The following is a 24,747-nucleotide window of genomic DNA, read 5'->3' on the forward strand; positions in this document are numbered from 1 at the left end:
CAAGTGATGTGTGTTTTTCTATAGATAAATTCTCAGATCATCAACAAACTCCTGTCTTTCCCTTCTATCTTCACTATACTTAGTTAATTTTTTCATAAAAAACTCCTCACCCCAAGGCTGTTGCTCCCAATAATATTGAAGTCCTATCTGCCAAAATTGCTGAGGAAATTCAATAAAAGCAGCAATAATAGCTATTTCTTCTGGTAACACTTTTTTGTTAGCTTCATAGGACTTTATTATAAAATCTGCCTTTTCTACATCCCATTTTCCGTCTTTCATAGCTCTTATCATAAGAGAGCTGAGGTCATGCAAATGAGTATCTAATATGCAGTAATCAAAATCTATTATTGCTATATCACTACTCGCTTCAACTAATACATTATGATGTGCATAGTCATGGTGGCAGAACCCCCTTTTTAGAACTTCTTTCTCCATTATTTCAGCATAATTACTGTCCTTAAGATTTTCAATAGAAGCTACAGCTCGTCTTACCTCATCTTCTATTAATGAAATATATAATTTATCAAACTCAGATTTTACTGCTTTTTGTCCAATCCTTTTTTTGAAATCCATTATTTCATCTATTCTTGTACTAAATACATTTGTCCAAGTAAACCACCCTATTCTTGGTTTCATTTCCTTTGTTAATGTAAATCCTTCGCTACATACATGTAATTCAGATAGCTTCTCTGCCGCTCTCATGAGATCTATTGGATTATCATAATTGCTTTCTCTAGAAATAACCCAAGGTGTAAGGTAAGCATGTAGATCCCCTAGCTTTATATATTTTTCACCTTTCACTGTACCTATTATCTCTGGCACCTTATTAAAGCCTTGCTTTTGAAGATGTAATATAGCCGACAAGATAAAATAAAAATGAGGATATTGATATTTAATTAATTTCAAACAATACTCCCCATGGTTTGATTTTAATTTGTATATATTTTTAATCTTAATACATTCTGTTACATCTATGCCGTATTGCTCTTTTATACTAGCTTTTATTTCATCTATATCCACAATGAAACCTCCAGCAAATATTTCATATTATTATATGTACTATACTTAGACGTTGTTCCAATATATGGATATAACAATGCACCAAAATACTTTTGTAGAATATCTATATATTATAGGAATTTTAGGAGAGATTTATATGAGGATTGCTGTTGATGCCAGAGGTATCAATTGGTATAAAGGAACTGGGATTGGTACTTATACCTATAATGTCTTAAAAAACTTACTGAATATAGATTTAGAAGATAAGTACAGCCTCTTTTGGTCTGGCCCTATTTCTAAAGAATTCACTGATGAAAAAACTGAAGTTATTATGGCCTCTAGAAGACATCAGCGATTTTTCGAAAATATATATTTCCCAAACTATTTGTACGACAAAAAAGTGGATTTATATCATGTTCCACAAAATGGGATAGGCCTGAACGACCAGATAAACTGCAAAAAAGTAGTTACCATACATGATTTAATTCCATATATTATGCCTGAGACAGTTGGCAAGGGATATTTGAAAAGATTTTTAACTGATATGCCTAAAATAATTGATAATTGTGATGGAATTCTCACAGTTTCTGAGTATTCAAAGAAAGATATCTTAAAGTTCTTCCCAACTATAGATGAAGATAAAATTTTTGTTACGCCTTTAGCTGCAGATACTTCTTTCAAGCCTTTAGATAAAGCAGAATGTACAGCTATGGTTAATAAAAGATTCAATTTCACTAAGAATTTTATTTTGTATATCGGTGGCTTTAGTTCTAGAAAAAATGTTTTAGGTATCATACAGGCATTTAATAAAATGAAGCTTGATACTGATCTTAGTTTAGTAATTGTAGGCTCTTTAAAAGATGAAGGTATCAAACTGATGGATATATGTAAAGAGCTAAATTTAGATAAAAGAGTAGTATTTACTAATTTCGTAGAAGATGAATTTCTGCCAATACTCTACAACGGCTGTGAAATTTTTGTATATCCTTCATTATATGAAGGTTTTGGACTTCCGCCACTGGAGGCAATGAGCTGCAGGACACCTGTCATAACCTCAAATGCTACTTCTATTCCTGAAGTAGTTTCAGATACAGCACTACTTATAGATCCATTAAGTTCTGATGAACTTTACAACGCAATGTCAAAGCTTATATCTTCAAAACAGCTTAGAGATGAACTAGCCTTAAAAGGATATGAAAGAAGTAAATTATTTAACTGGAAAAAGACCTCTGAAGATACTCTAGAGGCTTATAATAAAATTTTATTACAAAGCTAATCAAAAACAAAACCAGCACCATTTAGAATCATAAATGTGCTGGTTCATTTTTTTATTATATTTTAGTGCACTACACTTCCATTTACTTGCACATCAAGCTTATTACTTTGCTCTATGTAAGAATCTATCATCTTACTCATATCATAGTAATATTTTTTTCTCTTTGAATTTGTTTCGATGATGGACATCCTCGCCCATAATCTATCGTAATCTAAAAACTGTATCTTCTTATCAATCTCTGAATTAGCATAGCTGTCTATATAACTTGGAAAGACTCCATTAGTTGACATATACTTTATAAGGTTTTCTTTATCTGTGAGGGCACCAGCTATAAATTGCTTTAATAGCTCTATATCTTTCTTATTATTCAAAAATACAGCATTAACCCCTTCCATAATCACAGAGGTATTTCCACCTGGTTCAAAAGCTGGCAAATCCTTAACAAATAAATTTCCTTCTTTATATACTTTTTCTAAGTTCATATAAGTATTACTGGAGCCAAATAATATTGGGGATTTGAAGCTATCAAAATTATTGTCTATCCTAAGTACATTATTTTTCTTTAAATCTGATATCAAGTCAATTACCTTAGTGAGATTTTTGTTTCCTGAGGTCATATCTAGGTTCTCTGAAGGTACTCCAAGTTGATATAATAGCATTTTTACTAATGACTTTTCACTTTCTTCATTCATTACCATAATATTTTCTTTTTTTCCGCTGGCTTCATAATACTTTTTCCCGGCATCTATTAGCATGCTCCAAGTATTTACATCATCTAAATTCACATTAAATTTATGTAATAGCTCACTATTACAAAACATCACTATAGGTTTTGTATCCCATGGAAATCCATATATCTGGTTATTTACAGTTATTTCATCTATTCTCCCTTGAGAATAACTCTTTACTCTAGAACTTACATCACTAGTTATTGCGGTAAATACGTCCTTATTAGAAAGCAACATATCGTTCAACTCCTGACCAGTTAAAAGCACCAAATCTGGCCTTTTGTCCACAGTTGTTATATTATTATTAACACTTTTCATATAAGAATCTTGCTTTATATCATTTACATTAATCCTTACTTTAGGATATTTTTTATTAAATTCTATAACTTGACTCTTTAAGTAATCGCTATATGGAGCATAGCTCCAGATGTTGTATTCATAACTTGCTTCACTAACATCTTTTACTTTTGAATCTTGCTTACATCCGGACAATAAGAAACTTGTATATAAAATAACCATTAGTATTCCAATGTATCTTCGCATAATTTCACCTCAAATAAACTATCCACAACATTTCCTATACTTAAAGTTTAAATAAACCTTATGTGCTATATACTAGTTAAGGAAATCTTAAAATTTTTTCTAATATTTGATTCTAATACATTATATCATATACAATTACAATTTCGGAACTAAAACCATTATTTCCATTAAGTTCTACTTATGGGTTGTTCAAGCTCTGTGTTGAAAATACAAGTTTTATTAAGAACCGGTACATCATTAGATAAAAATATATAATTAATATCAAGAATTCAATATCCTTAGCATATAATCTTATGAAGTAATTTTTTTGAGGAAGAATATGATAAAAAATGGAGTTAATATAACTGGTATATGTGATACAGACCAACTTAGCAGAATTGCTTGTGAACATATAATAACCTTTTCTCACTCTGATTATATATATATAAATAGGCGAAAGCATCCTTTAAATCAGCTAATATCAACGAATTTAGCAGTAGACATATCTAATAACGAAAAATTAGAATTAAAAAACAAATCCTTATTACTTATCCAAGGAATAAAACAATTTACTTTGGAATACAGAGATGATAGGAAAAGACGGTCAGTTATAACAAGAAACTTGCCTTTTACTAAGGCTATACTTTTACAGTCTGCTAACTCAACATATAAAAATATTAGCTTATACATCATAGATGCTACCCTTCAAATGCTGAATCAAGAGGTAGTATTAGCGCAAACATCATACTTACTAGCTTTTGATGGTGATGGAATATCTGAGGTTCCTCCAATTATTATTAATAATAATCCTGTAAATTCTACAAGTATTAAGGTTGAGCCAAAACAATCATTTGAAGAAAATGTAGAAGTACCTTCGCCAGAGAAGATAGCAAGTAAAATAAGTATCCCAGAAGAAAATATAGTTATCGATAGCAGTAAATTTGATATAGAAGAAGAATTTTTATAGGAGGCACAGTATGAATTATTGTATAGATGGATTAGCTGCATCTAAGATGCAAGGAACAGATATGTTTTCTTATTCTAGAGAGATTATAAGTCTACTTAACTCTTCAACTACCTTTGATGAAATGCATGCAATTTGGGATAGCTTTCCCTTAAGCTTTTATTGGGAAAGACTAAAAAACATAGACTTTGTTCCACTTACTATTGATAGAACAAAAAATGATTACTCTAAATTAGTAGATTTTCTTACAGAAAATGATATAAGTATCTATCATTCACCTAATAATGGTTTTAGCATACCTGAAAAAAAAGTTTGCAAATATATAACAACTATACACACACTTTATCCAATTGCAGACAAGAAAAACATAGATGAAAAATATTTAAGTAAGTTTATTAAAATGGTTCCATCAGCCTTATCCATAAGTGACTCAATAATAGTTAACTCTGAGTTTACTAAAGATGAATTAATTAATTATTTTGAGGTGGATAAAGAGAAGATTAAGGTTGTATATCCTAAGTGTAGTGAAATATTTAAACCTATGGAGAAAGTCTTATGCAAAAACTTTCTAAAGAGAAATTATAAGATTGATTACCCTTATATGCTCTATGTTGGAAGCATAACAGAAAGAAAGAACTTAGAACTTATAATTGAAATTTTGAAACAGGTTAAAGCAAAAGAAAATAACATAAAGCTTGTGATAGCCGGTGATGGTTCTGGCAAGAGATCTGAGTACTTGAACAAATTAAAAAAACTTATAAATAAGTACGGATTAGATAATGATGTTATTTTCTTAGGACTCGTTAAATACACTCATCTCCCAATATTCTACAGCGGAGCTTTATGTGTAGTTGATTTTTCTAATTATAATAGCTACCCACTTTCAATTGTGGAAGCATGCAACTGTAAATCTGTTGTTATATGTAATAAGACTCCTGTTAACTTAAAAGTTCTAAATAAGTGCGTTGTTTATGCGGGTTATGATGAAGTAATTGCTATAGCTGATTTTATACAAGGTATGAATGACAACTCCTCTTATAAAAATCAGATAGTAGCTAAATTCAGCACACCTTTATATTCTAGTGATGAACAGTTATTGAGTATGTATTCATTATAATAATAAACTGTTCTTTTAAAAAATATTATATTTAAGCGCTTATAAAATAAAAACGTGCCACTTCATATTGAAAATATACCTTCAAGCTCTCCCATTGAAAGTCATGGAGATTCTGAAAATATTTTTCAAATTGAGGTGGTATATTTTTTTAAAGTATCTCAATATTAATATCTTCTACCTCAGCTTCAGTATTATCATATATAAAGTCCACAACCTCATTTAGAGAATTATTGGCATGACTAGAGCTATTACTTACAGTTGCTATTCCTAAAACTAAGAGCTTATGATTGTCCTGATGCTCTACTTCACTTATTGAAACATTAAATTTATTTTTCACCCTTTGTATTAAGCTTTTAGCTACCATTCTTTTTTCTTTTAAAGATTTAGCCCATGGTATTCTTATTGTTACTTCTGCAGTTCCTATTATCATAATATCTCCTTAAAGTATCATGTTGAAAGAAAAATTATGTCTTTAATTTTTCTTTAACTAAAGCTAGTATTTACCTTTTTTGTTGGTTATATGCTTGCTACAATGCACCTTTGCACTTGTAGATGTAATAATGTTAAAAAATCTACTAATATAAATACTTATAATAATGTATTTTTGTAGCAACTGTACTACTATTATCGCAAGCACTATACTAACAGTATATTTTTTCTTTATATAGTTATTTGTTAATTAAATGTTGTTAAATATTTATAAGCAGATAGACAGGCCTAGGGTTAACTTTATATTTTTAAAGCTTCCTCTCGGAGCCTAGTACCGTCTTATGGAAGTTTTCTTACAGAACATCATCTCTTTGCAATTACTTCAGAGTAATATTAAATTACATTTTCTTTAAAAAAGTGAACTTCTAATTCTTATTTCTTCAGTTCTTATAAATCTATTTCCTTCGAATAATCTATCATATATCAAATCCATATAATCCATAACCTTATCCAAGTTCATAATTATGAAGAAGCTAATGTATCTTTGAAGATACTTTGAGGCCACCCCATGGAAGATTGATAGCCATTTTTTCAAATTTGGCCAAATGTATTTTATTCTATACTCTTTTTCTACCTTAACAATTTTATTTTTATTATGTCTCATCGCTACTGAATTTATATTGCTGTCTCCGTATGCAGCGATGTATGAGTTATTTTCTATTTTAGAATAAACTTTCTCATTGAAAGCCACTTTATTCCAATGATGCTTAAATATTGGCTTTATAAACATAGTGTCTTCTTGTCCTTTTGCACCAATAACCCAAATGTTCTCTCTTGGAGTTGCTTCGGCTAGTATTTCTGCATCTCTACACCCTTTAAAGTTTTCTTTTATAATGACTTTTCCTATATGTACAATTCCTGATAGACTATCTGGAATTGAGTCTATACTTAGCGCCTTAAGTATTTTATGTCTCCAATAAAAAGCTGTGCCAATACTTATATTTAGCTTTTCTGCGCAAAATTTCAAAGTTTTATTTTCTGTCATTAATTCAGTAAACTCCAGCCAAGTTCTTGTATTCTTTTTTGAATAACTCCATAATGAATTAGTTGTGCGTGAAAAAGTTTTATCACACACTTTGCATTTGTATCTTTGAATTCCATTATAAAAACCGTATTTAATATGCCAAGTTGACCCACAAAGCGGACAAGATTCTACAACTCTATTTTTATAAAAATCTCTTTTTAGAACATCATTAGTATGTAGAGCAAATTTTTTCAATTCAACATCGTGCTGTAGCAAAAGGAACACCTCTCTAAAAAAACTTAATAATTGAGCTATCCTCTTAATGCTTGCCACAGTTTCATGTTTTTAATCATTACCAACATTTATTTAACAAATAGTTGCATACTATAAAAACTCACTGAAGCGCCCTTCTATTATGCTTACTTTATAGTAGACAGTTAAAATAATAAAACTGTTTATATAACATGGTCATATCTGGCTTCTTCAGTGAGTTTTTTACACATCAGTCTTTTCTGAACGTAAGTTAAGGGATTTTTGTAGTAGAAAATAGTTTTCAATCATAAAAATATTAAAGGAATAACACTTTTAGACGATTAATTGATGAAGTGAATTTAATAGAACATATATACCAAGGATAATAACTTAAAGGATAATAGGCTTATAGGTAGATACTTTAGAAGTTAACACTTCATAAATACACACTCATACGCCTTTCTTCATAAAAGTCATTTCCTTAATTTTAAATATGCGACTCCAACCGTAACTGCTATAATCAATAGTATCAATACTGTTAACTGTATCCATTTTTTATTAGCTAGTAATCTGATAGCTAGAAAAAATGCTATATATTGAAAGACTATCTTAGGAAAATCATACCTAAGATATAACAGTAATCCAATAGCCCCTATAACATATATAATTGAAAACCATTTTGAACGAACTAACTTATCCAATTTTTCCATTTTACTACTTGCCCCCTTTTAATTAATTTATCACTTACATTATTATAAAACCATTATAATTTTGATAAACAGTAATTAAAATTAACTAACTTTCCTATTAATACCTAATCGACTTATCTTGAAAAGGATATGAAATCAAGCACTTCTACCAATCATTCAATATGCTTATTTTCAGTTTTACGTTCTATTAATTTAAAAATTATTGTGCCACATATTGCAGCTAAAATTGAAGCACTCATAATACTTATTTTGGCAGTAGATAAAATGGTATCATCTGAGAATGAAAGAGAGGAAACAAATAATGACATTGTAAATCCAATACCACCAAGAACACTTGCACCATATAGATGCTTCATCTCTACTTTAGATGGCAGTTTAGCAATTTTTAATTTTATCAGTATCCATGAAACTCCAAATATACCTAGTTGCTTTCCAATAAAAAGACCAAATATAATTCCTAAGCTCACAGGACCAAATATAAGTGTTAAAAAATTTTTTATATCCAAAGTTATACCTGAGTTAGCTAAAGCAAAAACTGGCATAACCGCAAAAGCAGACCATGGAGTTAATATATGTTCAAAACTTTGCAGCATAGATGTTTTAAACTCATCTTCATTTTTCCCTACTGGAAGTGTCATTGCAAGTAAAACACCAGCAATTGTTGCATGTATCCCAGACTTTAAGAAACTAATCCATAGCAGCAGTCCTCCAATAATAAACACCGCTTTATATTTTACTCCAACCTTATTAGCTATCAAAAGGGCACTAAAAACTACTAATCCTAAAATTAAAGCTACCCACAAAATTTTGCTAGTGTAAAATATAGCTATTACAACAATTGCACCTAAGTCATCAACAATAGCTAATACCGTTAAGAATAATACTATTCCTTTAGGTGCTTTTTTAGCTACCATTGAAAGTATTCCTAATGCAAACGCTATGTCTGTGGCCATTGGGATTCCCCATCCTGTTATAGTTGATTGTTTGTAATTAAATAAGGCATATATAATTGCCGGAACAATCATACCTCCTATGGCAGCAGAGATTGGTAGTATTGTCTTCTTGATAGATTTAAGTTCTCCAATCACCAATTCTCGTTTTATTTCCATACCTACCACCAAGAAAAACATAGTCATTAATCCATCATTTATCCAATGTAGCACTGACATTGATAACGAAAATTTGTGATAGCCAATAGTAATATATGTATGTAATATATGTTCATAGGATTTAGCCAAACCAGAATTTGCAATTATCATTGCTGTAATGGCACAGAATAAAAGTATCAATCCACTTGATGATTCATTTTTAAAAAAGTATAAAAATGGATTTAGTATTTTATGGTGAATTTTATTTTCCATATTACTTCTCCCTTCAAATATAGTAGCTATGTGCTTAATAATGGATTTAGATTAATGGTTATCTAAATATCTTTTTTTTATTCGTTATCACATAGTAATATTTTACAAAACAAAAAAGGTGGGATGCTCTAAAAAGAGCTTCCCACCCCAGAAACTAAATTTTCCTTATTTGATACCTTCTTTCTATAGTAAGAAAGAGAAGCATTATGTGGAACTTCAATTATTTTACTCTTACTTCTACCTATTTTTTGAGAAGTATATATTCCAGTATGTCCAGAGAATATGTAACTGATGACACAAGTCATAAACATAAGCTCAATCCCCTGTGCCCCAAACATTTCAATGCCAAGAAAAAATGATGCAATAGGTGTATTTGTTGCACCTGTAAATACTCCTATAAGACCAAGTGCAGCTAAAAATGATGGTGACATATGTAAAATATTCGATAAAGAATTTCCTAAAGTTGAACCTATTACAAATAAAGGTGTAACCTCTCCTCCTTGAAAGCCTGCTCCTAAGGTTAATGAAGTAAATGCAATCTTACCTAGAAAAGCTAATGGATGAACTTTGCTAGTAAAGGAATCTGATATTAAGGGTATACTAAGTCCTAAGTAATCCCTAGTTCCTACAACATAAACTAATATAATTACTAAAATACCACCTATAAAACTTTTTATCACTGGATTTTTAAAAGCCTCAGTAAATACTTCCTTAAGTTTGTGTGTCAATTCACTAAATAACCTACTAGTTAGTCCAAAAAGAATAGCTGCAAAAACAATCTTAACTACAGTCATTGAAGTTAATTCTGGTACTTCAAGGATTTTATAATGAATATGTTGAATTCCCCAAGCTTTAGATATTATATCCCCTACAATACTAGCTGTAAAACAAGGTATCATAGCCTCATAACTCATAATTCCTAAAGTTGCTACCTCTAATCCAAACACTGTACCTGCTAGTGGAGTACCAAATACTGATGCAAAACCACTGCTTATACCACTCATAAGGATTATTCTAGTATCAATTTTGTCTAGTTTAAAGAAACGTCCAACACCTTCTGCAATTGTAGAACCTATTTGTACACCTGTACCTTCTCTTCCTGCAGAACCTCCAAAAAGATGGGTGATAACAGTTCCTATGAAAACTAAAGGTGCCATACGCATAGATATTCTTCCACTATTTTCATTAATTTTTTCTAGAATTAAATTATTACCCTTTGAAGAATTCTTTCCATATCTTGAATATAGAAAGCTCACAAAAGCTCCACCTATAGGTAGGAGAAGTAGTAACCATGAATTTTGCATACGTAGATTGGTAGCAAGTTCTAAGCTCTTTAGGAATAGCGCTGCAGCAGAACCAGTAACTATTCCAACTATGGATCCAAGTATAATCCATTTAATAAGAGTTATCCCTAATGCAACACTGCTATTCTTTTTACCTAAAAAAATCAGCATATCTTTAAATTTCTTTCTAATATTTTTCATTTATAGTATCCCTTTCTTCGTTTCTTAGTACATATAAGCTTTATATATTTCATTTAAAACAGTAAAGAAATTGCTAATAATTTCACCTCCTAAAGACAACAAAAATACTCCTACAAAATAACAATTTTATCTATTGTCATCTTGTAGGAGTCATTAGCTTTACGCGTTTAATGGCGAACTCCATCGCCCATAAATTTTCTAAAACAATATTAACATGAATTTCCCTACTTGTCTACATGGTTTATAATTCCAAAAGGTTTGCTAAGTTTATCTACACTACTATCCCCGTTAAATAGTAACCCTTATTATCTATCTATTATTCAACCTTACCTAGGACAAAACTTATGATAAGTATAATGAACACTGCTAAGGTAATCTTAGTGTATAAATAGTCTTTTTCCTTTACAAAAACTATAATAGATACTCCAACTCGAAATACTGGGGTTAAAATTAGTATTATCATTCCTACCATAATTATTGCATAAGACTTCAGAACTATAGCTCCACTAAATATCTCAGATATCGTAATTGGAAACCTATCATCTGTATACCCACTTTTGCCGGTGATTAAAAACAACATTAATCCCGCAAAAATTATAATTGCACTTAATACTACTCCAATTCTTAAAAGTCTGCTGATTACAACTTCCATTTCATCTATTTTAGAATTTTCTTTCATAATGCAAATATCCCCCTCCTTACACTTTACATTCCAAAACCTTTAACTATCATCTCTATAGAAACATAAGCAAGGACAGGTATAAATATCATCCTTATTGTCTTACTTTTTAGATTTTGCATTACTTTAGTACCTATAGTAGCACCTATTAATACTCCCAGTGCTACCGGTGCAGCTATTTTAGGATCGATATCTCCTCTAAGTAAGTATACACCTGCACTTGCTGCTGCAGTTACACCAATCATAAAATTACTTGTTGCACTGGATACTTTTAAAGGTAGTTTCATAAATAGATCCATAGCCATTACTTTAAATATTCCACTGCCAATCCCAAGAAGACCTGAAATTACTCCAGCAACGTACATCATTCCGAAACCGCCATATACACCTGCAACATTATAACTTATGTCCTTATTTAATGCTTTATCATGATACTCACCATTTAGCTTCAATTTCACTGCCATAGGATGAGAAATCACATCATGAGGTAATTCTTGCCCTCTTTTCTTTAGCATTGCCAAGGCAGAATATAATAATAGAAATCCAAAAACCATATACAAGTATTTAGGATTAACAAACCCACTAATGAATGCCCCAGTTATAGCACCTATGGTTGTAGCTATTTCTAAAAACATTCCTATTCTAATATTGGTAATTTTATCCTTTACATATGCAACTGCTGCACCACTTGAAGTTGCTATTACAGAAACAATACTTGCTCCAATTGCATATTTTATATCAATTCCAAACATCAACGTTAGTACAGGAGTTATTATAATACCTCCTCCAAGTCCTAGAATTGAGCCAAATACACCAGCTAATATAGAGATAACTAGTATTTTAATTACAAGTAATATCATTCAAACTCCTCCATATTAAAACTCACTATTAAATCTCTTACTTCTACTTAAAGTGAGAAATACAAACCATGCTATTATTCCATACCACCTAAAATCAAAACCTAAAAAATGAAATGCAACTGGATACATATTCTCACTTCCTAAAATTATTTTTTAATGTTTCATCGAATGCTAAGTAGGCTGCTCCTATCGCTATAGATTTGTTTTCAAAAAATCCGCCTTTATAAAATTCAATATAATTACTGTTTGTAGAATAACATTTTCTTAATGCGACAATTTTGGTATTCTCATAAAAAATTTTTGAATGTTCTATTAAAGGGCCACTCAGTATTATCATCTGTGGTGCCAATATCTTAATAAAATTGGCAAGACCAGTGCCAAAATATACTGCTGCATCAATAATAACAGCCTTGGCTGTTTCATCACCATTTTCTGCAAGGTTGCATATATCAATATAATCAACTTCTTCTATAGCCTTTTCTATCTTAGTCATCTTCCCTTTTTTAACTTCATTTATAAATTTAGATGTAATTTTCAATATAGAAGCATAACCTTCAACACAACCATAATTTCCACAGGAGCATAGTTCACCCCCAATTTCTACTGTCATATGGCCAAATGCATCTTCACTATTGTTTATAGTTCTTACAATATTGCCATTTGAAATTACTGCAGATCTAATTCCCACTCCACAGTGAACGTACGATAAATTATCTTTCCCTCTTCCAACTCCAAAGTTAGCCTCTGCAATTAAAGCAGTATTTGCCCCATTATCTATGAAAACAGGTAAGTTTAGATTCTTTTCTATTTCTTTCTTTAATTCATTATTCTTATTAAATTCTTCTTTTTCGTGGATTTGAACTACCACACCCATTCCTATGCCAATTACCTTAGAAAAAGGAATACTGCCTTTTTCAAGTAATTCTTTGATATTTTCAGTTATTATTTCCTCTTGTTCCTTTATAGAAAACCACCCATATATTGTTTTTTCATCTAAAATAGTCATCCTTAAATTAGTTATTACTATTTGTATATATGTTCTCGAAATGTCTACCCCTATAAGATAATACATAGTATCATTCATATCAAATAATGAAGGCTTTCTTCCACCAGTTGATTCTTCAGATATAATTTCAGTTATTATTGAGCTTTCACATAAGGTTTCAAGCTCACGATTCAAAGTACTTTTTTTCAATTTGGTCATATCCTCTAACTTACTTTTAGTCATCGGACCATTTTTTTGTATAATCTTTAAAAGTTCAATACTTCTAATATCAAGATTATCCAGAACATTATATGCATTTATCATAACCAAACCTCCTTTACTCTATTATACAACCTTTTTTCCATTCTGAAAATAAGTATTTAAAGGAACCTCTTATTGTAGTACAATTTAACTATATTTATAATAACGAGAGGTGAAGTTTAGATGGAACTTATGAAAGTCGTATTTCATATTAATGAAATTGATAAATGGAAAACTGTATTAACAAATACAAATAATTTTATAAAAGATATAGGCAAAGAGAATGTTAATGTCGAAATCGTAGCAAACGGTGCTGCAGTACAAATTTTCGGCACTTCTGATCAAATTAAAAGAAATATTGAAATAGATGAAATATCCAGATTGTCTACAATAGGAGTGAAAATAAACTTATGCAAAAATTCTCTTATTGGATTTGATATTAATGACACTACTCTTCCTGAATACGCTGAAGTGGTACCGTCTGCTATTACAAAATTAGTTAAATTACAGATGGAAGGATATGCTTATATAAAACCTTAAAGAGATAAAACTGAAAATTACTTTGATAGGTTACTGGTTTTTCTACTCATCTATAAATTCTTATTTAGAATTGTTAAATGAAACAAAAAGATGCTTTCCTTTAGGCATCTTTTGATTTGAAATTATTTAATTGTGACTTCTACTTTTCTAACCCTTTTGGAGTATAGTTCATAGCTAAAATGCTCTTAAACCCACCAGTTATATTTTTGCATTTAAATCCGTTTTGTTTTAATATCCTCTCAGCCACGTATGCTCTTATTCCAACTGCACAATGTATCCAATATTCCTTATTTTTATCTAATGTATTAAGCTTTTCTCTTAATTCATTTACATTAATATATATTAATCCGTCTACATCACCTAGGTAATATCCTGCATGATTATTAACAAGTAGAAATTTCATGTGTGTATAAATGTCCTAAAAAGTCTATTGGTTATGATAATAAATATAAATATAATAATATCTTTATATCTATATACTTCAACTAAAGCATGGCTTTTACAATTCAGTTTAAATTTGTTTCTCTAACAAAAAAAATCTAAGGTTCACAATAATGTAAACCTTAGATTTATCTCATTTGGTAGCCCGTAGGGGGATCGAACCCCTGATTCCACCGTGAGAGGGTGGCGTCTTAGCCACTTGACCAACGGGCCAGGTACAAGTTATATTGTACCACTTTTTCTTATTTTTGCAACAATATTTTTTCAATTTTATACAAAATATTGGTTTTATTCTATTTTTTCTAAAATGATTTCCCATTTATCATTAATGAGTCCATAAGTATAATTATCATTATATTCACCAGTTCTTCTATCAAAGTCCTGCTTTTTTCTATGTCCTTCTCTTTCAAAACCTATCTTCTCACACAGCTTTATAGATGGAGTATTCTGTGCATTGACGTTGGCCTCTAACTTGTGTATGCCAAGATAATTAAAAGAGAAATCCACCATCCATTTTAGAATATACTGCATTATACCTTTGTTTGTATAATCTTTATTAAGTACGTATCCTACTTCAGCTCTAGAATCCAATACACTTATATTAAAAAGTGCAATAAGGCCTATTACTTTGCCTAGCTTTTTATCTTCTATAGCCCAATCTATTCTTTCTCTTTCCTCATACATATCATTTAGCTGTTCAATAAATTTTTTTGCACTACTCTCATTTTTTATGAATAGAGCTCTATCGTATGTCATTATATCTTTATTCTCGTATATATCTACAATGTCTCTAGCATCCATTTTACTAAGCTTTCTTAACTTATAATCTTCTGTTTCCAGCTCTATAAAGTCGTTAAATACATTCTCAACATTATTTAATTTAAAACGTGCAAGTAAAGGCATAATTCCCTCCATTAAGCCCTTTTTTTATATGTATGCAATATACTTTAGTTTTAGAACTATGAGGTTTAATTACAAAAAGAACTACTTTCCTAATAAGAAATAGTCCTTAGACTCTAATCCATCTTAGAGTCTCTTACAGCTATCTTACAGTAAAGTAGTTCTTTAATATTAATTAATTTTTATTAAATTTAATTTTATTACTTCTTTAATCTAAATCCAAAGGTTCTCCATGGCTCTAGGTAGTCAAGTAAGAATAACTCTTCTTCTACAATATGTCCTACAACATTAGTTTTGCCATAGTTTTTCATAGGCTTTAAGGCAACTTGAAGTTCGCCTGCATATCTTGTATAAAGATCTGAGTCTATTAGTATATCTCCTTTTTTCATATCTGGAGTATTGTATGGAGGGAACCCATGTCCTTTATACTTTACTCTACTTTGAGTACTTCTCACCATATATTCTGATACATCTCCACGGTTAAAGTGATATTCCTCTAAAACTATTTTCTTTTCAATATCAGATATATTTTCTTCAAGCTCAACATCAAATTCTAGCATTTCTTTATTAACTTCACTTAAAGCTTTTAATTCTTCCTCTGAAGCAAAAGCATTTGCTATTATAACATCATCTATAAGTCCAGTAGCAAATAAGTGCTTCGCTTGTACTGTTATTGGAAGTGTTCTATGTTCTTCTAATGTGCAAAGTCCTTCAGATACTGGCCATGGACCATGGTCTGCAGTTTCAGAGTTTACAAAGGCTGCTGTTTTAAGCCCAAACTCTCTAAATTGTATAGAGCATTTTAAGAAATGCTCATAGGATAATCCTGTGTAAACATGTGGATAGAAATTATGACATCCATATAAATTTTCTAAATTAGGTTTATAAGACATTATATTATCAACATATTTAGTACCACTACTCATATTTAGTTCAATTTTAAGACCATATTTGTTGTAGGTCATTAAGGTTTCTTCCATACCGCTAAAGCCCATGTCTAGTCTTATGCCGTCAAGTCCCATTTCTTTAAATATTCCTAAGTCATGTATTGTAGCGTTTAATCTTTTAAATACAGTTGGATCTAAATCTGCAATTACTTCCATATCATTATTTTTAGCAGCTGCTAGCACTTGTTTAAATTCACTTACTGTCTCATCTATCTCTTTATCTGTTGAGATAAGACATGTAAAAATTCTTTTATAACCGTATTTACCAGCTAAATTTATATACTCTATTATTTCTTCAGTGCTTTGATGACCTGGATAAACTGATATGCCTAATCTTTTCATTTTATTTTTCTCCTTTATTCAAATGATTTTCTATATATATAATAAGCACCTTTTGCAGGTGACATATCCTCATCAATAAAGCTTATAATGTTTAATCTTTGTTTTAAATATTCTTCAAAGGCATTTCTTAGTATCTTTGACTTTCTTATAGCTCCACCTACAAGACCAATGCTGCAACTATCAAAGTTAAGTTTTTTGTATACACATTCTGTTGTTCTTGCAAGGCTTATTCCTTCAGTTACTAGTATATTTATAGCTGCTTCATTTCCTTTTTCAGCTTCTTCTGAAACCACAGCAGCAAGTGCAGCAATTTCATCTTTGGTTTTGGAATATACAAATTCTACTATTTGTTCTGCTTCATTTATATTTAAATACTTTAAAATACTTATGCTTAAATCGCTGAATGGCAATTTATAATCTCTTTCGATAATCATAAGCTTAAGCGCTTCTATAGCGATTTTATAAGCACTTCCTTCATCACCTAACAGGTTTCCCCAACCTCCAGCTCTTTCGCTTATCTTATTATTTATTCCAAAGCATATGGAGCCAGTACCAGCTATAGTTAAAATCCCGTCTTCCCCTTTTAATAATGCTTTTAAAGCTAACTCACCGTCATTCATAACTTCACATGGAACCTTGAAGCTATTTTCTAGTACCTTCTCTACAAACTTTGCATTATTGCCAAATTCAGAACCAGCTAGTCCCAAATATATATATGCCAAATCTTCAGTACCCAAAGCATCTGTTATATCTTTAATTGAGGCTTCTATATTGTTCAAAGCTTGTTCTTTGCCATTTAAAAGGTTACCGAAGCCCTTTGTTGACGACTTTATCATATTTCCTTGCATATCGAAGGCAATAGCTTCTGTTTTAGTGCCTCCTCCATCAACTCCAATAACATACTTCATAAACTCACTCCCCCTTAACTCAAATAAACTTTATCTATTATAAATACCTGTATAGATGTATGTACCAGTTTGAATTAAAAACTATTGTATAAAAATTCTCTTACTTATATGATATATTTCTAAAATCACTTTAGCAATACTTTATATGTAATTGTTATCATGAATTATTTTCTTATTTAGAAAATAAAGCACTGATACTATTAAAAAGGGGGGGATTTAATAGTATCAGTGCTTCTATTTAAATATATTTAACTTAGTCTATTGTCTGTCATAAAATCTAATTCTTTGTTCTTATTATCTCACATTACTGTATAAAGACTTTACCCTCAAATAATTATTGAGTTTGCAATGTTAGCTGTAGATTTACTTCTTTTCCGTCTCTAACTACAGTAATACTAACCTTGTCTCCAGCTTTATGAGCATCTCTTAATTTATTAAGTTCATCTATTGTTTTAACTTGTTTTCCTTCAAACTTTGTTATAACATCACCAGTTTGTATTCCTGCTTTTTCTGCAGAGGAGAAATCAGAAATACTAGTAACATAAACACCTACTGGAAGATTATAAGCTTTTGAATCTTCGTCAGTTACATTTTTAACTCCTATTCCTATAACTATCTTTGGTTTAGAAAGAGAGTCTAGACTATCTTTAGCATGATTTATAGGAATTGCAAAGCCTATACCTTCAACACCTTCTTCTGATGTTTTTGCTGTATTTATTCCAATTACTTGTCCTTTAGAGTTTATTAATGGTCCTCCGCTATTACCAGGATTTATAGCTGCATCTGTTTGGATATAAGTTGCCTTAGTACCATTAATATCAATAGTTCTTGCTGTAGAGCTTACAATTCCCTTTGTAACTGTTCCAACAAATTCTTTTCCTAATGGGTTTCCTATAGCTATAACTTCTTCACCAGATTGAAGAGCATCTGAATCTCCAAGTTCTGCAACTGCAGGTACTTTAAAGCTATCTGTAACCTTAACGACAGCTAAATCTTGATTTGCATCATAATTTAACACTTTTGCATTTAGCTCTTTCCCATCACTAAGCGTTACCTTAACTTGTGTAGCACCGGATACAACATGATAGTTAGTTAATATATAACCTTGTTCATTGATTATAAAACCAGTACCAACACCCTCTTGTTGCTGTTGTTGTTGCTGCCCAAAAAAGTTTTGAGAGCTTACTACACTCTTAGTAGATACTGTTACAACCGCAGGAGATACCTTCTTTACTACATCTGTAACACTCATTGCTGTAGTTGAAGTTGAAAACTTAGGTGGATCATATGTTACATTTTTTATAGTAGTACTTCCGCTAGCTGAAGCGATTGAACCACCATTTCCTTTTTCTAAGTAATAAAGAGTTCCTGCACCTACCCCACCACCTAATACTGCACAAACCAATGCTCCTGCAACCAAGGCTACTACTTTTCCTCTTCCTTTTCTCTTCTTTGGTGCATTGTCATTCAAAGGTTGAGTATATTCTACTGTCTGCCAATTTGTAACAGGCTTATTGATTTGGTTTTGATCATCGTTGTTTACAAATACAAAACTTTGCTCATTTGTATTATTATAGCTGTTATCATATGTGTTATTTGAGTTATTATCAAAGTTATTATAACTACTAGTATTATTTAAGTCATCTGTGAACTTGTTCTTGTTTTCATTATTGAAATCATCATTAAAGTTATCCATCTATTATCCCTCCTGATGTAAATTTATCTCATCTCTATGTTTTTATAATAAGGCCTTTCTGTGACAATTTAATGACAACTATAATTTTTTTTATTTTTTACTATTTTGATCTTGAAGTTTCTTTATTTGTTTATACTTTTTTGCTACAGCCTTTATCTGATTTATTACTATTTCACTATCAGCTTGAGAAGTTACCTTATCCTTATTATTAACAGTTTTTAGATCAATCAAGTCAAGCTTTGATAACTTTGACAATTCTTTTTGCATATTTACATCACTACTTTCATTGACTATCAGTGAAAGAGGCTTATCTTGTATAAGCCCCTGATCCTGGGAATTACTTTTTCCATTCACAAGATTATTTAGTTCATTTTCATAGGCACCATTATAATTACGTCCCAATCTATGATATGCAAATTCATCCTTATCATAACCACTTAGCTCGTCCAAAAAACTCTTATTATCTTTTAGCAAATTAAATTTTTCTAAAAGATCAGTTAGTCCGATATATGAACCTACATGCAAAATCTTCTCTTTTGTAAGAAGGCTACTATATTTTTTAATATTTTTTTCATCTGAAAGAGTCTTTTCATTAATTGGATCTATTAACACCATCCCAGCTATATTTTGTGGAAAAATCTTTGCAAAATTAGTCATAACAAGGCTTCCGTATCCTTCTCCTACTAATATGTATGGGCCACTTACACCTGCCTTCTTTAAAACTAATTTAAGATCCCTTGCTTGATCTTCTATGGTCTTTTTAGAACTTGAATCATTAAATCCATACCCTTCTCTATCATACATAAATATACTTCCATCAAATCCATCGTTTAATCCATTAATGACATTTCTCCATTGTGACATGCCAAGTCCTACATCTCCATCTAAAATAACGGTATAATCCCCGCTGCCATAAACATCGTAACTAAACTTTTCACCATCTATTCTTGCATACTTTCCTTTAGGCTTTATTTTAGAATCCATTACTTTTGTATCGATTGTTTTATATATGAACCCAAAAAGTAACACAGCCAAAAGCAAATAAACAAATATTTTAAATACTTTAAACGGTTTTATAGGATCCTTTAAATTTATCTTGTGAAAACTGTTCGAATACGGAATAAAACTCATGTAAGACCACCTGATTACCTTTCACCAAGTTTGAGGTTTGGTTTTGCATTTAAATCCATAGCTGAAATATTTCCTTTAATATACTCGAAATAAGCTGCACTCCCGATCATTGCAGCATTATCAGTACATAAAACTGGTGCAGGGAATAAAACTTTAATTCCTTTTTTGCCAGCATTCTCTGTTAGTTCTCTTCTCAAGGCGCTGTTAGATGCAACTCCACCAGCAATTGCTATCTTATCAACATCTTTTCTTTTACAAGTTTCTATCACATTTTCAGTTAAAACATCTATTACAGCTTGTTGGAAGGAGGCTGCTACATCAGCCTTATTTACCTCTTGTCCTGTCATATCCATCTTATTTAGATAATTAAGTACTGCCGATTTTACTCCACTAAAAGAAAAATCTAAGCTGTTATCATGGAAATTAGCTCTTGGAAAACTTATAGCTTGTGGATTACCTTCCTTTGCCAGTTTATCTATTTTAGGACCTCCTGGATATCCAAGACCAATAGCTCTTGCCACCTTATCATAAGCCTCTCCAGCAGCATCATCTCTTGTTTGTCCTATAACTTCAAACTTACCAAAATCCTGAACATGAACAATAAAAGTATGTCCTCCTGATACAACCAAGCAGACAAAAGGTGGCTTCAAATCCTTATGTTCTATAAAATTAGCACAAATATGTCCTTCTATATGGTTTACCCCTATCAATGGCTTATTTAACGAGTATGCCAAGCCTTTTGCATATTGAACTCCTACTAACAAAGCTCCTACAAGTCCAGGTCCATAGGTAACTCCTATTGCATCTATATCCTCAAGGGTAACCTTTGCAACCTCTAAAGCTTCTTCTACAACTGAGTTTATAACTTCTATGTGTTTTCTTGATGCAACCTCTGGCACTACTCCGCCAAATTTTGTATGTATATCGATTTGTGATGAAATTATATTAGAAAGAACTTCTCTTCCATCTGCAACTACCGCTGCTGAAGTTTCATCACAACTACTTTCTATTGCTAAAATTAACGTTCTACTCATGTTTACTACCTCTTTTATTAATAAATTCATTAAGTATTATACTTGATTGACAAATGATTATCAACGAATTAGTACTGGAAAACTATTAATTAAGAATTTGTTCAGAAATTCTTAATTAATATGTTGAAAATAGCAAACTAACGTTCTTTTTAATTTGTAATAACATCTACTTTAGCTTAGAATAAATTATAGGCTGCTTTTGATAAAATTTGATTTGTGTATATTGAAAAATCATTATATAAGTTATTTTTCTGCATTCTCAAACTTATAATTGAAGTTAGCCACACATTATTACAACTCACTAAGAAGGGATTAAATATAATGAATAGTTCATATGCAAAAGTTATGGTACTAGGTTCACCGATATCAAAATCAAACTTTAAACTTTTTAACGCCAATGGTAGAGCAATATTGCCTTACAATAGTGGACATTATCATGATAGATATGCATTGTATGAGGAAGAGATAGCTTATCATGCAAGATCTCAAAATCCTAATGTTGTTATCGAAGAAGGTGTAATAGCTGTTTTAAAAGTTTATTATAAGAGTTTTAAACGTCACCCAGATACTAATAATATAACCAAGAGTATATTTGATGGAATTGAAAAAAGCGGTTTAATAATAAATGATGCTCAGATAAAACGTATAATAATTGAAGAATTTTATGATAAAGACAATCCTCGCTTTGAACTTGAGCTTTTTGGTGAAAGTGAGTTTGATATGGAATATAAAATTGAGAAAAGAAAAATACCTGTAGAAAAGGTAATTTACTCTCCTCCATCTAACAAAGCAAGAGCTTTAATCAATAATTCATCAAAAAAAGAAAAGGAAGTCTCAGTAAATTCATGCTCCATATGTGGAAAAAAAATAAAAGGTAATGACTACATAACTGCTAATAAAGGAACATCTATAATATGTAAATCTTGTTTAGGGAGAGGTTTCTAGAATGAAGATAGTATGTATTGGAGATAGTTTAACCTATGGTTATGGTGTAGCACCATCTAAGGGTTGGGTTAATCTTTTAAGAGCTTCCACAAAGCATAATATCATTAATAAAGGTGTTAACGGAGATACCACTGTTGGTATACTAAGTCGTTTTTCTAGAGATTGTATAGGCTTAAAGCCAAATATTGCTGTAATTATGGCTGGAACTAATGATCTATTAACCGGAAGAAGCATAGATACTATTGTAGATAATATTAGTTATATGATTAAGGAATGTTTAAATAGCAATATTATCCCTGTTGTACTAATACCTCCCCTTACACTACCGGAGTTGGCAGAAGTAAGCTGGTATTCTTCCATAGATTATAATTATGTGAATGACATGATAAATAGCATGGAGGGCTTATTCGAAAATAACCTTAGAGATATAGTTATTCTTAATATTAATAATCTAATTCCTCTGTATGAAGAATACTATATTGATGGAATTCATCTTTCACCTCTTGGGAACGAGCTTATCTTTAATAAACTATTATCTGAGTTTAAAAGACAATTTGATAAGCAATAGTAATGCAATAAAATATTTTAGGGAAGTTTAATTGCTGTTCAGCCTTAAATTAAACAAGTACATTAGTGTTTAATAAAACTGCAAGTCAGTTTAACCTTCCCTTAAAAAATTTGATGAAGCGACCTTCAGCAAATCCATAATATTTACATCCAAAACCATGAGCTGCTTTAACTAAAATATATTCTTATAATATGTATTTAAATACTCTACTACTTGTCGTCCAACTTCATAGCCTTCAATAGTTGTATTATCTGCATATCCATAGGAATGAATTAGGTTTCCACATGCAAATATTCCACCTATAGAGGTTTCAAATTTTTCATTTATCACTGGATATTTTGCTTTTGACTCAACATTTATCATAGCTTTTTCTGCTAGTTCACTTTCAGGCATCCAGCCTACAGATAAAAGCAAGCAATCACATTCAATTTTTTCTTTCTCATCGTACATTATATTGCCTCTTTTATCGACTTTAGCTATAGTTACAGATTCAATTCTATCACTACCTTCAACATCAAGCACTGCTCTAGATAGTAATAGTGGAATATTAAATTCATCTACTATTCGCCTAATATTATCTCTTTTAGCAATAACATCTGATTTTTTCTCAACTAAGGCTTTAATCTTAGCACCTTCCAATAGTAGTCTTCTTGCAATTACTAAAGTAATATCTGAAGATCCTACAATTACAATCTCTTTACCTGGTAAGAATCCATTTATATTTACGAATCTATGAGCCGCTCCAACTGTATATATACCTGCAAATTTATGAGTAGGTATATTTATATTGCCAGTAAACCTCTCTCTACTTCCAGTAGCTAAAATTATGCTTTTAGCTTTAATATCAACTACTCCTTCATTTGGATTAACATAGCTTAGTACTTTATCCCTATTTAAATCAATCACAACAGTATCAAGCTTATACTCAATTTTTAATTCATCAACTTTATCCTTTAAAAATTGAGCGTACTCTGGTCCTGTAACTTCTTTACTTAATACCTTTTTACCAAAACCATTATGTATACAGATATTTAAAGTACCACCAAGTGTTGCTTCTCGTTCTAAAATTAATATATTTTTTACACCTTTTTCACTAGCCGAAATAGCAGCAGCTATACCTGCCGTACCACCACCGACTACAACTAAATCATATTGATACATATATAAATTCACCTCTTCTGAGTGGAATAATCCATTTAAACATATTAATTTTATCATAATTCTTTTTTTATTTATAGTTTATGGATGTACCACTTCATAATAAAATTTATATTTTCAAATTGAGATGATTCATGTATAGAAACTTAATTTATACTTGTTCGATAATCCCGGCTTCTGGGAATCATCGGGCACGTATAAATTAATAGTTGAGTTATGAATCCTATAGATAAATATGCTACACATACTAAATAGAAAAATGAGTACACTACTACTTAGTAACTATTAAAATCTGAGAGGAGAAGTGATTATTTATGACTAAAGCATCTAAACAACATCAAAAGGATGAAACTAAGCATAAAAAAATACATGTAAACCACAATCCTAGAGAAGAAAGCACCAAGTCAGTATTCGGCGAGCCAAAAGCTAAAGATCTTGACCCTACAGATTTCAAAATTTAGATAAAATTAAAGAGGGTATGCACCC

Annotated in this window: 25 protein-coding genes, 1 tRNA gene and 1 riboswitch; of the genes, 7 read left to right on the plus strand and 19 right to left on the minus strand. The window is 30.8% G+C overall.

What is annotated here, in order from left to right:
* Positions 1–18 precede the first annotated feature (18 nt).
* The gene (locus bsdtw1_RS17590; RefSeq protein ID WP_183278853.1) at positions 19–1,020 is read right to left on the minus strand and encodes a CotS family spore coat protein; all 1,002 of its coding nucleotides are present in this window, start codon (positions 1,018–1,020) and stop codon (positions 19–21) included.
* 136 nt (positions 1,021–1,156) lie between these two features.
* Between bsdtw1_RS17590 and bsdtw1_RS17595 the strand changes: the two genes are divergently transcribed.
* Positions 1,157–2,275 carry a glycosyltransferase family 4 protein gene (locus bsdtw1_RS17595; protein ID WP_183278855.1) on the plus strand — a complete coding sequence of 373 codons (1,119 nt, stop codon included), beginning with the start codon at positions 1,157–1,159 and terminating at the stop codon, positions 2,273–2,275.
* Between the two features lie 62 nt (positions 2,276–2,337).
* On the opposite strand, the gene bsdtw1_RS17600 is transcribed toward bsdtw1_RS17595, so the two are convergent.
* A complete protein-coding gene (locus tag bsdtw1_RS17600; protein ID WP_183278856.1) occupies positions 2,338–3,546 on the minus strand; it encodes an ABC transporter substrate-binding protein in 1,209 nt (402 codons plus the stop codon).
* Positions 3,547–3,865: 319 nt separating this feature from the next.
* Here bsdtw1_RS17600 and bsdtw1_RS17605 point away from each other — a divergent pair, with 319 nt between their 5' ends.
* Both bsdtw1_RS17605 and bsdtw1_RS17610 read left to right on the plus strand, forming a co-directional pair.
* Complete coding sequence (locus bsdtw1_RS17605) at positions 3,866–4,492, plus strand: hypothetical protein (RefSeq protein ID WP_183278857.1); 627 nt, start codon at positions 3,866–3,868, stop codon at positions 4,490–4,492.
* A 10-nt stretch (positions 4,493–4,502) separates the two neighbouring features.
* Entirely contained in the window at positions 4,503–5,606 is a 1,104-nt protein-coding gene (locus bsdtw1_RS17610) for a glycosyltransferase family 4 protein (RefSeq protein ID WP_183278858.1), read from the plus strand.
* Between the two features lie 148 nt (positions 5,607–5,754).
* Here bsdtw1_RS17610 and bsdtw1_RS17615 read toward each other — a convergent pair whose 3' ends face one another.
* The 8 genes from bsdtw1_RS17615 to bsdtw1_RS17650 form a co-directional block, all read right to left on the minus strand.
* Positions 5,755–6,036, minus strand: a complete 282-nt coding sequence (locus bsdtw1_RS17615; protein ID WP_183278859.1) for a DUF503 domain-containing protein — start codon at positions 6,034–6,036, stop codon at positions 5,755–5,757.
* Positions 6,037–6,444: 408 nt separating this feature from the next.
* Positions 6,445–7,335 (minus strand): IS1/IS1595 family N-terminal zinc-binding domain-containing protein, encoded by an 891-nt coding sequence (locus bsdtw1_RS17620; RefSeq protein WP_183278860.1) that lies wholly within the window; start codon positions 7,333–7,335, stop codon positions 6,445–6,447.
* 449 nt (positions 7,336–7,784) lie between these two features.
* Entirely contained in the window at positions 7,785–8,021 is a 237-nt protein-coding gene (locus bsdtw1_RS17625; protein WP_183278861.1) for a hypothetical protein, read from the minus strand.
* Between the two features lie 152 nt (positions 8,022–8,173).
* On the minus strand, positions 8,174–9,382 hold the full coding sequence (gene nhaA, locus bsdtw1_RS17630; protein ID WP_183278862.1) for a Na+/H+ antiporter NhaA: 1,209 nt from the start codon (positions 9,380–9,382) through the stop codon (positions 8,174–8,176).
* A gap of 128 nt (positions 9,383–9,510) precedes the next feature.
* Entirely contained in the window at positions 9,511–10,866 is a 1,356-nt protein-coding gene (locus bsdtw1_RS17635; protein ID WP_183278863.1) for a voltage-gated chloride channel family protein, read from the minus strand.
* 137 nt (positions 10,867–11,003) lie between these two features.
* Positions 11,004–11,063, minus strand: a riboswitch (Fluoride riboswitch).
* Positions 11,064–11,182: 119 nt separating this feature from the next.
* Positions 11,183–11,545, minus strand: a complete 363-nt coding sequence (locus tag bsdtw1_RS17640) for a DUF1634 domain-containing protein (RefSeq protein WP_183278864.1) — start codon at positions 11,543–11,545, stop codon at positions 11,183–11,185.
* A gap of 26 nt (positions 11,546–11,571) precedes the next feature.
* Positions 11,572–12,405 (minus strand): sulfite exporter TauE/SafE family protein, encoded by an 834-nt coding sequence (locus tag bsdtw1_RS17645; RefSeq protein WP_183278866.1) that lies wholly within the window; start codon positions 12,403–12,405, stop codon positions 11,572–11,574.
* 133 nt (positions 12,406–12,538) lie between these two features.
* Positions 12,539–13,714 carry an ROK family protein gene (locus tag bsdtw1_RS17650; protein WP_183278867.1) on the minus strand — a complete coding sequence of 392 codons (1,176 nt, stop codon included), beginning with the start codon at positions 13,712–13,714 and terminating at the stop codon, positions 12,539–12,541.
* Between the two features lie 129 nt (positions 13,715–13,843).
* Here bsdtw1_RS17650 and bsdtw1_RS17655 point away from each other — a divergent pair, with 129 nt between their 5' ends.
* Positions 13,844–14,191: a DsrE family protein gene (locus tag bsdtw1_RS17655; protein ID WP_183278868.1), complete on the plus strand. Its 348-nt coding sequence runs from the start codon at positions 13,844–13,846 to the stop codon at positions 14,189–14,191.
* A gap of 139 nt (positions 14,192–14,330) precedes the next feature.
* Here the strand turns inward: bsdtw1_RS17655 and bsdtw1_RS17660 are convergent, their stop codons facing one another.
* From bsdtw1_RS17660 to tsaD, 8 genes are all read right to left on the minus strand, one after another.
* Positions 14,331–14,594 carry a rhodanese-like domain-containing protein gene (locus bsdtw1_RS17660; protein WP_244638183.1) on the minus strand — a complete coding sequence of 88 codons (264 nt, stop codon included), beginning with the start codon at positions 14,592–14,594 and terminating at the stop codon, positions 14,331–14,333.
* Between the two features lie 176 nt (positions 14,595–14,770).
* Positions 14,771–14,845 (minus strand) — tRNA-Glu (locus bsdtw1_RS17665).
* Positions 14,846–14,920: 75 nt separating this feature from the next.
* Complete coding sequence (locus bsdtw1_RS17670; RefSeq protein ID WP_183278869.1) at positions 14,921–15,535, minus strand: GNAT family N-acetyltransferase; 615 nt, start codon at positions 15,533–15,535, stop codon at positions 14,921–14,923.
* 197 nt (positions 15,536–15,732) lie between these two features.
* Entirely contained in the window at positions 15,733–16,821 is a 1,089-nt protein-coding gene (locus bsdtw1_RS17675) for a DUF871 domain-containing protein (protein WP_183278870.1), read from the minus strand.
* A gap of 14 nt (positions 16,822–16,835) precedes the next feature.
* Complete coding sequence (locus bsdtw1_RS17680; protein ID WP_183278871.1) at positions 16,836–17,729, minus strand: N-acetylglucosamine kinase; 894 nt, start codon at positions 17,727–17,729, stop codon at positions 16,836–16,838.
* 334 nt (positions 17,730–18,063) lie between these two features.
* The gene (locus bsdtw1_RS17685; protein ID WP_183278872.1) at positions 18,064–19,425 is read right to left on the minus strand and encodes a S1C family serine protease; all 1,362 of its coding nucleotides are present in this window, start codon (positions 19,423–19,425) and stop codon (positions 18,064–18,066) included.
* A gap of 90 nt (positions 19,426–19,515) precedes the next feature.
* Positions 19,516–20,556, minus strand: a complete 1,041-nt coding sequence (locus bsdtw1_RS17690; protein WP_183278873.1) for an alpha/beta hydrolase — start codon at positions 20,554–20,556, stop codon at positions 19,516–19,518.
* 14 nt (positions 20,557–20,570) lie between these two features.
* A complete protein-coding gene (gene tsaD, locus bsdtw1_RS17695; RefSeq protein WP_183278874.1) occupies positions 20,571–21,590 on the minus strand; it encodes a tRNA (adenosine(37)-N6)-threonylcarbamoyltransferase complex transferase subunit TsaD in 1,020 nt (339 codons plus the stop codon).
* Positions 21,591–21,911: 321 nt separating this feature from the next.
* Here tsaD and bsdtw1_RS17700 point away from each other — a divergent pair, with 321 nt between their 5' ends.
* Both bsdtw1_RS17700 and bsdtw1_RS17705 read left to right on the plus strand, forming a co-directional pair.
* Positions 21,912–22,535, plus strand: a complete 624-nt coding sequence (locus bsdtw1_RS17700) for a RusA family crossover junction endodeoxyribonuclease (RefSeq protein WP_183278875.1) — start codon at positions 21,912–21,914, stop codon at positions 22,533–22,535.
* Position 22,536: 1 nt separating this feature from the next.
* Positions 22,537–23,103 (plus strand): GDSL-type esterase/lipase family protein, encoded by a 567-nt coding sequence (locus tag bsdtw1_RS17705; RefSeq protein WP_183278876.1) that lies wholly within the window; start codon positions 22,537–22,539, stop codon positions 23,101–23,103.
* Between the two features lie 171 nt (positions 23,104–23,274).
* On the opposite strand, the gene bsdtw1_RS17710 is transcribed toward bsdtw1_RS17705, so the two are convergent.
* Positions 23,275–24,264, minus strand: a complete 990-nt coding sequence (locus bsdtw1_RS17710; RefSeq protein WP_183278877.1) for an NAD(P)/FAD-dependent oxidoreductase — start codon at positions 24,262–24,264, stop codon at positions 23,275–23,277.
* Positions 24,265–24,575: 311 nt separating this feature from the next.
* Between bsdtw1_RS17710 and bsdtw1_RS17715 the strand changes: the two genes are divergently transcribed.
* On the plus strand, positions 24,576–24,722 hold the full coding sequence (locus tag bsdtw1_RS17715) for a CPC_1213 family protein (RefSeq protein ID WP_183278878.1): 147 nt from the start codon (positions 24,576–24,578) through the stop codon (positions 24,720–24,722).
* Positions 24,723–24,747 lie beyond the last annotated feature (25 nt).

Source organism: Clostridium fungisolvens (assembly GCF_014193895.1).
Lineage (GTDB): Bacteria > Bacillota > Clostridia > Clostridiales > Clostridiaceae > Clostridium_AR > Clostridium_AR fungisolvens.